This window comes from Cognatundibacterium luofuense (genome assembly GCF_018139685.1).
In the GTDB taxonomy this organism is placed as follows: Bacteria; Pseudomonadota; Gammaproteobacteria; order Burkholderiales; family Burkholderiaceae_D; genus Undibacterium; species Undibacterium luofuense.
In genome coordinates this window covers 1-310 of record NZ_JAGSPN010000483.1, presented here as the reverse complement: position 1 = coordinate 310, position 310 = coordinate 1, and the positions used below count along the sequence as shown (strand labels likewise).

Here is a 310-nt window from a genome sequence, read left to right as displayed (position 1 = left end):
GGCCGATGCCGATGCTGCCGTACATCCCGATCGCTATGATTTGTCCAGTCTGCGTTTGCTGGGCTCGGTGGGTGAGCCTATCAATCCGGAAGCCTGGATGTGGTATTACAAAAATATAGGACGCAATGTTTGTCCTATCGTCGACACCTTCTGGCAAACCGAAACCGGTGGTCACATGATGACCCCGTTGCCGGGCGCAACGCCATTGGTACCCGGCTCTTGTACACTGCCTTTACCCGGCATTATGGCCGCCATCGTAGACGAGACCGGTAATGAATTGCCCAACGGGCAGGGTGGCATTCTGGTCGTT

The 310-nt window shown here is 55.5% G+C and carries 1 protein-coding gene; it reads left to right on the top strand.

Annotated elements, in window-relative coordinates; translation table 11 throughout:
• A partial coding sequence (locus tag KDM89_RS21325) for an AMP-binding protein (protein ID WP_212689799.1) occupies positions 1 to 310 on the top strand: 310 nt, incomplete at both ends.